This window comes from Janthinobacterium sp. GW460-12-1-14-LB5, assembly GCF_059423585.1.
On sequence record NZ_JBWKYD010000007.1, the window covers coordinates 1 to 11,938 of the forward strand.

The 11,938-nt window shown below is 63.9% G+C and carries 12 protein-coding genes and 1 tRNA gene; 9 read left to right on the forward strand and 4 right to left on the reverse strand.

The window, feature by feature from the left end; genetic code table 11:
• Nucleotides 1-185: 185 nt before the first annotated feature.
• The 3 genes from AC07X6_RS08560 (at nucleotide 186) to AC07X6_RS08570 (ending at nucleotide 1,576) form a co-directional block, all read left to right on the forward strand.
• Entirely contained in the window at nucleotides 186-512 is a 327-nt protein-coding gene (locus AC07X6_RS08560) for a Dabb family protein (RefSeq protein WP_474292125.1), read from the forward strand.
• Between the two features lie 92 nt (nucleotides 513-604).
• Nucleotides 605-680, forward strand: a tRNA-Asn gene (locus AC07X6_RS08565).
• A 185-nt stretch (nucleotides 681-865) separates the two neighbouring features.
• Entirely contained in the window at nucleotides 866-1,576 is a 711-nt protein-coding gene (locus AC07X6_RS08570) for an alpha/beta hydrolase (protein ID WP_230542468.1), read from the forward strand.
• Nucleotides 1,577-1,597: 21 nt separating this feature from the next.
• Here the strand turns inward: AC07X6_RS08570 and AC07X6_RS08575 are convergent, their stop codons facing one another.
• The 4 genes from AC07X6_RS08575 to AC07X6_RS08590 form a co-directional block, all read right to left on the reverse strand.
• On the reverse strand, nucleotides 1,598-2,566 hold the full coding sequence (locus AC07X6_RS08575) for an alpha/beta fold hydrolase (protein ID WP_494790665.1): 969 nt from the start codon (nucleotides 2,564-2,566) through the stop codon (nucleotides 1,598-1,600).
• Nucleotides 2,567-2,697: 131 nt separating this feature from the next.
• Nucleotides 2,698-3,720, reverse strand: a complete 1,023-nt coding sequence (locus tag AC07X6_RS08580; protein WP_494790666.1) for a sulfotransferase — start codon at nucleotides 3,718-3,720, stop codon at nucleotides 2,698-2,700.
• Nucleotides 3,717-4,454, reverse strand: a complete 738-nt coding sequence (locus tag AC07X6_RS08585; protein ID WP_230542465.1) for an aspartyl/asparaginyl beta-hydroxylase domain-containing protein — start codon at nucleotides 4,452-4,454, stop codon at nucleotides 3,717-3,719. The genes AC07X6_RS08580 and AC07X6_RS08585 overlap by 4 nt, the downstream gene beginning before the upstream one ends.
• Complete coding sequence (locus AC07X6_RS08590; protein WP_474292121.1) at nucleotides 4,439-4,927, reverse strand: GNAT family N-acetyltransferase; 489 nt, start codon at nucleotides 4,925-4,927, stop codon at nucleotides 4,439-4,441. The genes AC07X6_RS08585 and AC07X6_RS08590 overlap by 16 nt, the downstream gene beginning before the upstream one ends.
• Nucleotides 4,928-5,083: 156 nt before the next feature.
• Here AC07X6_RS08590 and AC07X6_RS08595 point away from each other — a divergent pair, with 156 nt between their 5' ends.
• The 6 genes from AC07X6_RS08595 to AC07X6_RS08620 all read left to right on the forward strand — a co-directional run bounded on the left by AC07X6_RS08595 (nucleotide 5,084) and on the right by AC07X6_RS08620 (nucleotide 11,938).
• Nucleotides 5,084-6,097 (forward strand): SAM-dependent methyltransferase, encoded by a 1,014-nt coding sequence (locus AC07X6_RS08595; RefSeq protein WP_494790667.1) that lies wholly within the window; start codon nucleotides 5,084-5,086, stop codon nucleotides 6,095-6,097.
• Between the two features lie 120 nt (nucleotides 6,098-6,217).
• Nucleotides 6,218-6,877 (forward strand): sugar dehydrogenase complex small subunit, encoded by a 660-nt coding sequence (locus AC07X6_RS08600; protein ID WP_494790668.1) that lies wholly within the window; start codon nucleotides 6,218-6,220, stop codon nucleotides 6,875-6,877.
• A complete protein-coding gene (locus tag AC07X6_RS08605) occupies nucleotides 6,874-8,532 on the forward strand; it encodes a GMC family oxidoreductase (protein ID WP_494790669.1) in 1,659 nt (552 codons plus the stop codon). Before AC07X6_RS08600 ends, AC07X6_RS08605 begins: the two co-directional genes overlap by 4 nt.
• Nucleotides 8,529-9,998, forward strand: a complete 1,470-nt coding sequence (locus AC07X6_RS08610; RefSeq protein ID WP_494790670.1) for a c-type cytochrome — start codon at nucleotides 8,529-8,531, stop codon at nucleotides 9,996-9,998. The genes AC07X6_RS08605 and AC07X6_RS08610 overlap by 4 nt, the downstream gene beginning before the upstream one ends.
• Before the next feature lie 151 nt (nucleotides 9,999-10,149).
• Entirely contained in the window at nucleotides 10,150-10,551 is a 402-nt protein-coding gene (locus AC07X6_RS08615; RefSeq protein WP_494790671.1) for a GtrA family protein, read from the forward strand.
• Between the two features lie 88 nt (nucleotides 10,552-10,639).
• Nucleotides 10,640-11,938 carry an NCS2 family permease gene (locus tag AC07X6_RS08620; RefSeq protein WP_230542460.1) on the forward strand — a complete coding sequence of 433 codons (1,299 nt, stop codon included), beginning with the start codon at nucleotides 10,640-10,642 and terminating at the stop codon, nucleotides 11,936-11,938.

Consider the following 11,938-nt stretch of genomic DNA (forward strand, 5'->3'; position numbering starts at 1 on the left):
GTTGGTAGAGCGACGGACTGTTAATCCGCAGGTCCCTGGTTCGAGTCCAGGTCGGGGAGCCAGAATTCGGAAGGCCATGTTGAAAAACATGGCCTTTTTTGTTTTCCGCCCCTGCCAGCAGGACTGGCCGGTGCGTGATCGCGTTTTGCGCTATCCTGAATGCATCACTTCAGGAGCACTTTCCCATGACTTGTACCTCCGCCTTGCGCCATATCGTCCTGTGCGACTTCCTTGACGGCATCACTTCCGCCAAGCATGCCGAGCTTGTGTATGAATTTTCCCAGCTGAAACACCGCATTCCCGGCATCCTGCAATTCGAGTGGGGGCCGAACGTCAGCCCGGAAGGCCTCGACGATGGTTTTACCGATTGCTTTACCCTCACCTTTGCCGGGGCCGGCGCGCGCGACGTCTATCTGACCCATGCGGCTCACCTGGACTTTGTCGAGCTGCTCAAGCCATGGCTGGGACGGGTGCTGGTCGTTGACTATAGCCCCCAGGAAAATCCCGGCTGAACGGCAACGCGCCGGCGAGCGAGGGAAAAATGCACTTTTCGCTGGCGAAGTCTGGACATCTGAAAGTTTGCCCTATAAAATGCGGCCTCTTTTCCCTGATAGCTCAGTTGGTAGAGCGACGGACTGTTAATCCGCAGGTCCCTGGTTCGAGTCCAGGTCGGGGAGCCAGAACATCAGCAGTATCGAAAAGCCCAGCCTTCACCGGTTGGGCTTTTTGCGTTTCAGGGGCCGCATGACACCCATGTCGCCGGCCCTTGATCCACCGCACAGCGCGCCAGGCATCCGGCGCTAAGCTGGAGGTAGCAGGGCGTCTGCGACCCTGTCATCGCCTTCAACTTCCTGGAGAGGCTGAAATGGATGAAGTTACCAGTGCTGGATCGGCAACGATCGTGCTCGTGCATGGCGGTTTTGTCGACGGATCGGGCTGGGAAGGTGTCTACCGGGCGCTGCGTGACGAAGGCTGTCACGTTGCCATTGTGCAAAACCCGACGCTCTCGCTGGCGGACGACGTGGCCGCGACGGGCCGGGTCATCGCCGCGTCGCCGGGCCCCGTGGTTCTCGTCGGCCATTCGTATGGGGGCGCCGTGGTCACGCAAGCGGGGAACGATCCCAGGGTCAGGGCATTGGTCTACATTGCGGCCTTTGTGCCGGATCAAGGGGAGTCTGTCGATTCCTTGCTGAAAAATGCCCCGCCTGGCGCGCCCGTGCCGCCGATCTTGCCGCCGCACGATGGCTTCCTGCTGCTCGACCAGAAAAAGTTTGCGGCCGCCTTCGCCGCCGATGTGCCCAGGCACAAGGCCAACTTCATGGCAGCATCGCAAGTGCCCTGGGGCGTGGCCGCCCTGACCGGCGTGGTCGCCACGCCGGCCTGGCGGCACAAGCCCAGCTGGTACCTGGTCGCTACCGGGGACAGGATGATTGCACCGGCGATGCAGCGCGAGATGGCCGGACGCGCGGGCTCGACGGTGGTCGAAGTCGCCGGCAGCCATGCCATTTACATTTCGCAAGCCCATGCGGTGGCATCGCTGATACGCAAGGCCGCTGCGAGCATTGCCGGCGACTAGGCCAGGCTACGGGACGTTGCATCAGGACTTGGCAGCCGCATCCAATGTCTTGATGATGGCTTCTTGAAATTGCACCGGTTCATCCTGGTGTATCTGATGGCCGGAATGGTCAAAGAAAAACAGCCCCTTCTTTGGCGCCTTCAAGGTGTCGAAATACGCTTGCGTGATTCTGGTCGAGGTCTGGATATCGTTCTTGCCGACGAAGAAATACACGGGGCAGTCGACGCTCTTCAAGGTCTTCGGCAGATCGATGTGCATGACCTCGTTCCAGACGGGCGACCAGGTTTTTGACCATTGCAGAAAACCCGTCTTGAAGCCCTCGCTCGTGGCAAATGCCTTGCCATCCTTGTAGAAAAGCCATTTTCTTAAATAGAACATGCTTTCGTCGCTGGCAAAAGGGAAACTGATGCTGTCCAGTTCCTGGCTGGCGACGGCATTGTCCTTGAAGTGCGCTTTCAAGGCTTGCAGCAATTCCTTCTCGCTTTCCAGCTGGCTCACGACAGGATTCGACGCGAAATAGGCATGCAGCAGTTCCGGGTGATGCTTGACGATATAAAAGCCCAGGACGTTGCCCCAGGAACTGCCCAGCAAGTATATCTTGTCCTGTTTTAATTCCTTGCGCAGAAATTGGATGACTTGATACGTGTCCTGCTCCATCTGCCCGACGGATGGCTGCGTGGGCGACGGATTCAGTTTCAGGGTTTTTCCCGCGTCCCGCTGGTCCCATTGCACAATCGTAAATCTGCTCTTCAGGATATTCGTAAAGGCATCCGCGCCCTTGATCATGGAGCTTCCCGGGCCGCCCGATAAAAACAGCAGGACGGGTTTGTTCACATCGTCCGTCCTGATTTCCACTACTTGCTTGATGCCGCCGATGTCGGGCGTCAGGGTGGTGCTGACTTCCGTGGAAACGGGTTTCGCTTCCGCCAAGGCTTGCGCCTGGCATGCGCAGAAGGGAAGCAGGGCGGTAAAGAGTACTGCCAATGTCATTTTTTTTATCATGGTGTGAGGGTCAGTTTCAGGTTGCTTGCAAGGGCGCCGCAGTTGAGCAGCTAGATGTCGCATGGTTTCCAGCGGGTACGTCGACATGCCTCCTTATTGGAAAGTTGGTTTTATGAAATTCATTGACCTTGCCCGGCATGCAGCCGCAACGCTTCCAGCGCCAGATAAGCGGGTTGCAATTGCGCGGCGATGGCGGCCAGGCCGCTTGCCGCGGGCATGGGCGGATCGCCGTGGTAAGCCGTGCCGTACTTCGCATGCACGCCGCCTTGCGCGCGCATCGCTTGCAACTGCGCCGCTGTGGGGGCGATGCCGAAGCGGGGCAATACATCGCTGAAGAGGATGTCTGGAAATTGCTTGTAGTCAATTAACTGCAGCTGGCCGGCGGCCGCATGGGGCCGTGCGGCGTCGAACAGGCTGGCCAGCACGAGACCGGTGTAGCCGTCGATATCACCGGGCGCCAGCTGGTGCGCGGGCAGCGGCAGCTGTGCCGGATGCAGCATGCCGGGCACCATTTGCGGACCGCGCTGGCGCTGGTGCGAGGCGAGCACGGCCAGCGGTTCGCGGTAGACGAACAGGCAGGGCGTGGCGGGAAACGCTTGCCGCAGCAAGTCCAGGCTGTGGATGTGCCAGCAGTCCAGCTTGATGACAAGGTGGGTCTCCGCGCCGGAGCGGCGCTGGCCCAGTGCCAGGATGGCCTGGCGCAGCAGGGTGATGCAGGCAGCCGCGTCGCCGCTGTCGTGATACAGGCGCAGCAGCGAGTCGATGACGGGCGGCTCGGACATGACTATGCATTGCGGCAAGGATGCCAGCAGCCGGCTCAGCAGGGTCGAACCGCAGCGCGAGACGTGAAAAATGAAAACGTCTGGCGCCAGGCCATCGGCGAGCGTAGTCAGCGCCGCCAGCGGCGTGCGGCAGACGCGGCGCTCCTCATGCGGCTGGCGCGCCAGCGTATTGACGAAGAAGGCGTCGCTGAAGACCGTTTCTCCCAGGTCGCGCCAGCACAGGGCGGCGCCGGCCAGCACATCATCGCGTTCCACGTACAGCGGATACCAGCCGCGCAGATCCATGCCCTCGTGCCACGTCACCGTCTCGCCCCTGGCCAGCAGACGTTCTTGCTGGGCAAGGCCCGGCGCGGCGCTCATGGCGCGCTCCCGTCGGCCAGCGCGGCCAATTCCCTGGCCAGCGCCAGGCTGGCAGGCGAGGGCGACAGTCGCAGTTGGGCGATGACGGCCCGCACATTGCCATCATTGATGCCGGGGTCGCCATATTTGGGGGGCGCTTTCGGCACGAAGCCGGCCGCGGCGAACAGTGCTTCGAGCCAGGCGTTGGTGACGCAGTCCAGCACGAGGTGGATGCGCGGCGCGCTTCCCTGGTTGTGTACCGCGTGCAGGCAGCTGGCATCCATGTACCAGGCGTGCCCGGCCGTGAAATGCACGCTCTCGCCATCGACGGTAAACAGCACCTGCGGCGAGGTGTGGATGGGGATGTGGATGCGGATCAAGCCATCAGCCAGCGACGTGCCGGCGTCGCGGTGCGCGCGGATGAGGGCGCCCGGCGCCAGCGCCAGCAGGCGCGCAGAGTTGATCTCGCAGGCAAAGCTGGCGAGCACATCGCGCAGGCCGGGACAGCGCGCCAGTTGCGGCGTGGCGGCGTAGGCGGCGCCGTCGACGGGCATGATGTGGCTGGCCTGGCCGCCGGCCGAACGCAGCGGCACGCAGCTCCAGCCGCTGTCGTAGGCGCCCGTATTGAAATGGCTGATCCATTCGCTGGCGGCGAACTGGTCGCTGTCGCGCTGCAGGCGCGCCACGTCAAAGCGTAGCGGCAACTGCAGCCAGGTGCTGGGCGTGCCGGGCGCCGGCACTACGGCGCGCTCCATTCCAGCTGTTCCTGGACGTCGTTTTCCCCGCGCAGGCGAAAACCCAGCCGCTGGTACAGCGCGCGCGCGGCGGCGTTGCTTTTGTTGACGGCAAGGTGGATGCGGCAATGCTCCGCGCCCGCTTGCGCCTGCAGGCCGCGCAGCACGGCGCTGCCGGCGCCCTGGCCTTGCGCGGCGGGCAGGATGGCGATATCGACCAGGTGCAGCACCTGATCCTGGCGGTCCAGGATCAGGCGGCCGATGGGGGTGTCGCCGTGCTGCAACACCAGATATGCGGCGTGCGGATACGCTTGCCGGTAGCCGTGGCTTTGCATGCGCCGCTGCATGGCGACCAGCTGTTCGATGACGGCGGGCTCGGCCGGCATCTGGCGCAGGTCGTCGCGCGTGGAGCTGTATAGCGCGGCGGCAAAGTCATCGTCGTCGTCGCGCTGGGCGCGCAACTGGTAGGGGGCGGAAAGCGGCAAGGCGTGCATCGGTGCTCCGGTAGGTTTGGCGGCTGATAGCGGATGGCGGCAAATGCGCAGGCGTTTATTTATTTGCTATGCTGCCAATTTTTCCCCGTACTTGCAATCATTTCAAGGAGGCCGCATGCATTCTGTCCGTATCCCGCTCCGCCAGCGGAGCTGCGCATGACGCCGGCACGCGCGGAACTGGCCGTCCTTGCGGCCGCCCTGTGCGATCCGCGGCGCTCCCTGGCCAGCCTGGTCGGCGAAACGGTGCGGCTGCGCCAGCTCGTCGAGCGCCACTCGCGCCTGTCCATGGACCGGCAGGATGGCTTGCGCGATGGCGAGAGTTTCCTGCCCAGCGGCTGGGCCATCTCGCCCGTGCAGGCGGGGCTGTGCGCGCGTGAGCCCTACCGCAGCGCCGCCTTCATCCAGGGCCTGGCGCTGGCCGTGCGCGAGCGGCTGGACGTGGGCGGCGGGCGGCCCGTGCGCGTGCTGTATGCGGGCTGCGGGCCATTCGCCTTGCTGGCCTTGCCCGTGATGGCCGTGTTCGATGCCAGCCAGGTGCAGTTTGCCATCCTCGACGTGCATGCCGAGACCCTGGCCTATGCGCGCGACCTGATTGCAGCCCTGGGCCTGGACGGCCACGTTGCCGCGTATGTTTGCGCCGACGCGGCCGCCTGGCGCATTCCTGCCGGCGCCATGCCGGACGTGATCGTCAGCGAAACCATGAATACGGCGCTGGGCAAGGAGCCGCAGGTGGCCATCCTGCGCAATCTGCACGCGCAGGCGCCCGGGGCGGCGCTGCTGCCGGCGGCCGTCACCGTGCACCTGGGCCTGGACCGGCGCAGCCCCGGCGAGCCGTGCGCCGACTGGGGGCGCGTGTTTGCCCTCGATGGTGACGCCATGCGCGCCTGGCAGGACGCACAGGACGGGCAGGGCGGCAGCTTGCCAGCCGCCAGCATCCGCTTGCCAGACGTGCTGGAGCAGGCGCCGCGCTTGCTGACGCGCATCCGCGTGCATGGCGATATCGTCCTGGGCGACCATGATTGCAGCCTGAACCTCCCGCTGGCGTTGCCGGGCAAGCCTGCCCTGGCCGGCGGCAGCGTGCTCGATTTCCATTACCGCCTGGGCGGCCAGCCGGGCCTGGCGTTTCGCCTGCGCGAAACGGCGCAATCGCACAAGGAAAATTCTCAGTAGTAATACTACATTGGCAGACAATTTACTTCTGTAGGATAATATGGAACCGGTTCCATATGCTCATATGCAATGTAACGCAATCATCGAAGTCAATAAAACCATAAGTCTTGCGGGAGTCTCATGCACCATCCAGACAGCGAACCATCTGCATCATCCGTTTCATCCCTTCCCCGCATCAGTCGCCGTCACGCCCTGATCGGCCTGGCCGCCTTGCTGGCGCAGGCCGGTTTCTGGAGCAATCCGCTCTCGGCCGCCATGCAGGCGCCAGCCAGCGCTGCGGCTGCCGGCCCGGCGCCCGCGACCATGCTGTTCTACACCTTGTCGCAAACCATCACGGGACACCGCGACCTGTCCGCCGCGACGGCGGCGCGCATCGAGCAAGCCATGCGCGCCAACGTGCCGGGCTTTGCCGATCATTTGCCACGGCTGGGCGCGCTGCTCGTCACGGGCCAGGAAGCCAAGGCGCTGCTGGCGGCCGCTACAGCCGCGGACGCCGGCTTGCGCGAGCTGGCGCTGGCCATCGTTGCCGCCTGGTACACGGGCACCGTCGCCGGCAACGCGGCGCGAGGCACGAAGTCCATCGTCGTCGCGTATGCGGAAGCCTTGATGTACCGCACGGTGGCCGATGGCCAGGTCGTGCCGACCTATTGCAATTACGGCCCCCTGTGGTGGCTGAAGGCGCCGCCGGCCGTGGGCGTCTCCGCGCCCGTGGCGCCAAAACCCGTAGCGGCCCCGGCCACCACCGGCACTCCCGAACCGAAAGGCAAGCAAGCAAAATGAAATCACCGCAATTCAAGAGTAATGGCGACGTCGTCGCCGATGTCGTCATCGTCGGCACGGGTGTCGTCGGCGCCATGATGGCCGACCAGCTGGCCGCGCAAGGCCATTCCGTGATCATGCTGGAAGCGGGCCTGCGCATCGAGCGGGGGCAAGCCGTGGAAAACTGGCGCAACATGCCGTTCGAAAACCGCGTCGGTTCCGACTTCCAGGGCCTGTATCCGCAGGCGGACAATGCGCCCGCGCCCCTGTATTTCCCAAAGAACAATTACGTGGAATTGTCCGGGCCCAACGGCAGCAGTTTCCAGCAAGGCTATCTGCGCACGGTGGGCGGCACGACCTGGCACTGGGCCGCGTCTTGCTGGCGCCATTTGCCGTCCGACATGCGCATGAAAAGCGATTACGGCGTCGGGCGCGACTGGGCCATTTCCTATGAGGAACTGGAACCGTACTATTGCCGCGCCGAGCAGGAAATGGGCGTGGCCGGCCCCAACGATCCCGCGCTGCAGTCGCCCAGCGAGCGCAGCGCGCCGTACCCGATGGACATGGTGCCCTGGGGCTATGGCGACAAGCGCTTCGCCGAAGTGGTCAACCCGCACGGCTACCGTTCCGTGCCGATCCCGCAAGGCCGCTCGACGCGCCCGTGGCAGGGCCGTCCCACGTGCTGCGGCAATAACAATTGCCAGCCGATCTGCCCCATCGGCGCCATGTACAACGGCATCCACCACGTGGAACGTGCCGAGCTGAAAGGCGCTGGCGTGCTGGCCGAGGCCGTCGTCTACCGCATCGACACGGACCAGAACAACCGTGTCACGGCCGTGCACTGGTATGACGCCAAGAAACAGTCGCACATGGCGACGGGCAAGGCCTTCGTGATTGCCTGCAATGGCATCGAAACGCCGCGTTTGCTGCTGCTGGCGGCCAACCAGAACAATCCGAACGGCATCGCCAACAGTTCGGACCAGGTGGGCCGCAACATGATGGACCATTCCGGTTTCCACTGTACCTTCCTCGCCAATGAGCCGATCTGGACGGGACGTGGCCCCGCGCAGAGCAGCTGCCTGGTGGGACCGCGCGACGGCGCCTTCCGCGCGCAGTATTCAGCCAACAAGATGATCCTGAACAATATCACCCGCGTGGGACCTGCTACGCAGCAATCGCTGAAGCTGGGCCTGGTGGGCAAGGACCTCGACGACGAGATCCGCCGCCGCGCCGCGTTCGGCGTCGATCTGTCGATCAGCCTGGAACCCTTGCCCGAAGCGCACAACCGCTTGACCTTGAGCAAGACGCGCAAGGACCCGCTGGGACTGGCCTGTCCCGACATTTACTATGACGTGGGCGACTACGTGCGCGATGGCGCAAAGGCCGCGCATGCGCAGCTGGAACACATCGGCAAGCTGTTCGGCGCCGTGGAATTCCATATCACCGACAGCCTGAATGCGAACAACCACATCATGGGCGGCGTCATCATGGGTTCGAACCGCGCCGACTCCGTCGTCGACGGCAATTGCCGCGCCCACGACCATGCCAACCTGTGGCTGCCGGGCGGCGGCGCCATGCCGTCGGCCAGCGTCGTCAACACGACACTCAGCATGGCCGCGCTCGGCTTGCGCGCGGCCGACGACATCGCCCGCACCTTGGCAAGGGAGGCCGCATGATGCGCCGTTTCTTGCTGGGTCTGACCCTGGCGGCCGGCTTGCCGCTGGCCGCGCGTGCTTTACCCCCTGTGCCGCCGGCGCCGCCCGTCACCCTGACGCCGGACCGTCCGGCCGCGCCTGCCGCTGCCCAGTCCGATGCGCGGCTGGAGCGGGGCCGCTACCTGGCCATCGCGGCCGATTGCATGGCTTGCCATACGGCCGCCGGCGGCAAGCCGTATGCGGGCGGCTACGCCATCGACTCGCCGCTGGGCACGATTTATGCGACGAACATCACGCCATCGAAAAAAGGCGGCATCGGGCATTACAGCGAAGCGGACTTTGCGCGCGCCCTGCGCGCAGGCGTGCGCGCCGATGGCAGCCATCTGTATCCGGCCATGCCCTACACCAGCTACGCGCAGCTGACGGACGGGGACGTGGGCGACCTGTATTACTACTTCATGCAGGCAGTCAAACCCGTCGATGAACCGGCGCGCCAGACGGCCTTGCCATTCCCGTTCAATGTGCGCCTGTCGATGCTGGGCTGGAACACCTTGTTCCTCGACAATAAACGCTTTGTGCCAGATCCAGGCAAGAGCGCGCAGATCAACCGCGGCGCCTACCTGGCCGAAGGCCTGGCGCACTGCAGCGCCTGCCATACGCCGCGCAACGCGCTGATGGCGGAAATTGGCAGCCAGACCCTGGCGGGCGCCTCGCTCGGTTCCTGGCATGCGCCGAACATCACGTCCGACAAGGTCAGCGGCATCGGCGCGTGGACGGATGCGGAGCTGACGGCTTACCTGAAGACGGGCCACGTGGAAGGCAAGGGACAGGCGGCGGGCGGCATGGCCGAAGCCATCCAGAACAGCCTGCAATTTTTGCGCGACGATGACGTGGCCGCCATCGTCGCGTGGCTGCGCACGGTGCCGCCCGTGCGCGCGCCGGGGCAGACCAAGCCCGCCTTCAGCCATGGCAGCGCGGCCAGCGAGGAAGCGGCGTTGCGCGGCATGGCCGGCGCCACCGAGCACCACTCGCTCAACAGCGGCGCCGTGCTGTTTTCCGGCTATTGCGCCAGCTGCCATTCGGCCAGCGGCGCCGGCAGCACGGGGCAAAGCTATCCGGCCCTGTTCAACAACACGGCGACGGGCGGCAGCACGCCAGCCAACCTGGTCTCGGCCATCCTGTTTGGCGTCGAGCGCAAGATCGAAGGGGAAGAGCACGAAGCGTTCATGCCCCGCTTCGACCAGCGTTCCTACGTGCAACCGTTGACGGATGAGCAGATCGCTTCGATCGCCAATTACGTGCTGAAACAGTATGGCAACCCGGAAGTGTCCGTCACGCCCGCCTACGTGGCGCAGGCGCGCAGCGGCGGCGAAAAACCGCTGCTGGCGCGCGTGCAGCCGTTCATGCTGCCGGGCGGCATCGTGGGCATCTTGCTGCTGATCGCGCTGTGCGTGTGGCTGCGCCGGCGCCGTCAAGTCAAGAAATAGGCATCGGAGCCGTGGAGTAGCGGCGGCGAATATGAACGTTGGGCGCAACTTGCAGTAAAATGCAGGCTGAAAAATGGTTACGAGCAATCGTAGCCATTTTTTATTCTGGCCCGATCCTGGCGATTGTTATCGTCTTATTTGAAAATTGACAATGTCCCATTCCCTGCATCACCAATTTTTGCGTTTCGCCGCCGTCGGCGCTTCCGGCACGGCCGTGCAATACAGCGTGCTGTGGGGCGGCGTGGAATGGGCCGGCATCAGCGCCGCCGTCGCTTCCGGCATCGGCTACATCCTCGGCTCCGTCGTCAACTACCTCCTCAATTACTTTTTCACGTTTAAGAGCGACAAGGGGCATGGCGAGGCGGCGTCCAAGTATTTCACCCTGCTGGGCATAGGCTGGTGCATCAATACGGGCCTGATGTGGCTGCTGGTACACCAGCTGGGCTGGTATTACTGGCTGGCGCAGGTGCTGGCGACGGGCATCGGGCTGGTGTGGAATTTCGCGGGCAGCCGTTGGTGGGCCTTCAAGCCGGCCGGCGCGCCGAGCAAGTAAGCAAGTAAGCAAGTAAGTAGTTGCAAGAAAAAAAGATGCGCATAGTCCAAGACCAGGCGCGCGGTTTTACCAAAACAAGGGGTTAATCATGCAGTTCCTGGAACGCTATTTCAAACTGAAGGACAACGGAACCAATGTGCGCACGGAGCTGCTGGCCGGCCTGACCACGTTCCTGACGATGGCCTACATCATCTTCGTCAACCCGACCATCCTCGGCGACGCAGGCATGCCGAAAGACTCCGTCTTCGTTGCCACCTGTCTGGCGGCCGCCATCGGCACCCTGATCATGGGCCTGTACGCGAATTACCCGATCGCGCTGGCGCCGGGCATGGGCTTGAACGCGTATTTTTCGTATGCGGTGGTGAAGGGCATGGGCATGAGCTGGGAAGTGGCGCTGGGCGCCGTCTTCATTTCCGGCTGCCTGTTCATCCTGGTGAGCCTGTTCAAGATACGCGAGATGATCATCAACAGCATCCCGCCCGCGCTGCGCACGGCCATCACGGTCGGTATCGGCCTGTTCCTGGCCATCATTTCGCTGAAAAGCGCCGGTATCGTGGTGTCGAACCCCGCCACCATCATCGCGCTGGGCGATTTGCACAAGGCGGCGCCCATCCTGGCCATCCTCGGTTTCTTCATCATCGTCGCGCTGGACCGCCTGAAAGTGCCGGGCGCCATCCTGATCGGCATCCTCACCATCACCATCGCCAGTTTCTTCGTCGGCGGCAACCAGTTCAACGGCATCGTCTCCGCGCCGCCCGCCATCGAACCGACCCTGTTCAAGCTCGACATCATGGGCGCGCTGTCGATCGGCATCGTCAACGTGGTGCTGGTATTTTTCCTGGTGGAATTGTTCGATGCGACGGGCACCCTGATGGGCGTGGCCAACCGTGCCGGCTTGTTGAAAGACGGCAAGATGGAACGCATGAACAAGGCCTTGCTGGCCGACAGTACGGCGATCGCGGCCGGCGCCTGCCTGGGCACGTCCAGCACCACGGCCTTCGTGGAAAGCGCTGCCGGCGTGCAAGCGGGCGGCCGCACGGGCTTGACGGCCGTCGCCGTCGCGCTGCTGTTCCTGGGCAGCCTGTTCTTCGCCCCGCTGGCGCACACGGTGCCGCCGTACGCGACGGCGCCCGCGCTGCTGTACGTGGCTTGCCTGATGCTGCGCGAACTGACCTTCATCGACTGGGATGACAGCACGGAAAGCATCCCTGCCGCCATCACGGCGCTGATGATGCCGTTTACGTATTCGGTGGCCAGCGGCGTGGCGTTCGGCTTCATCACCTATGCGGTATTGAAACTGTTGACGGGCAAGGGCAAGCAGGTATCGGTGGTGGCCTACATCATCGCCGCCATCTTCCTGTTCAAGTTTATCTACCTGGGCGAATAG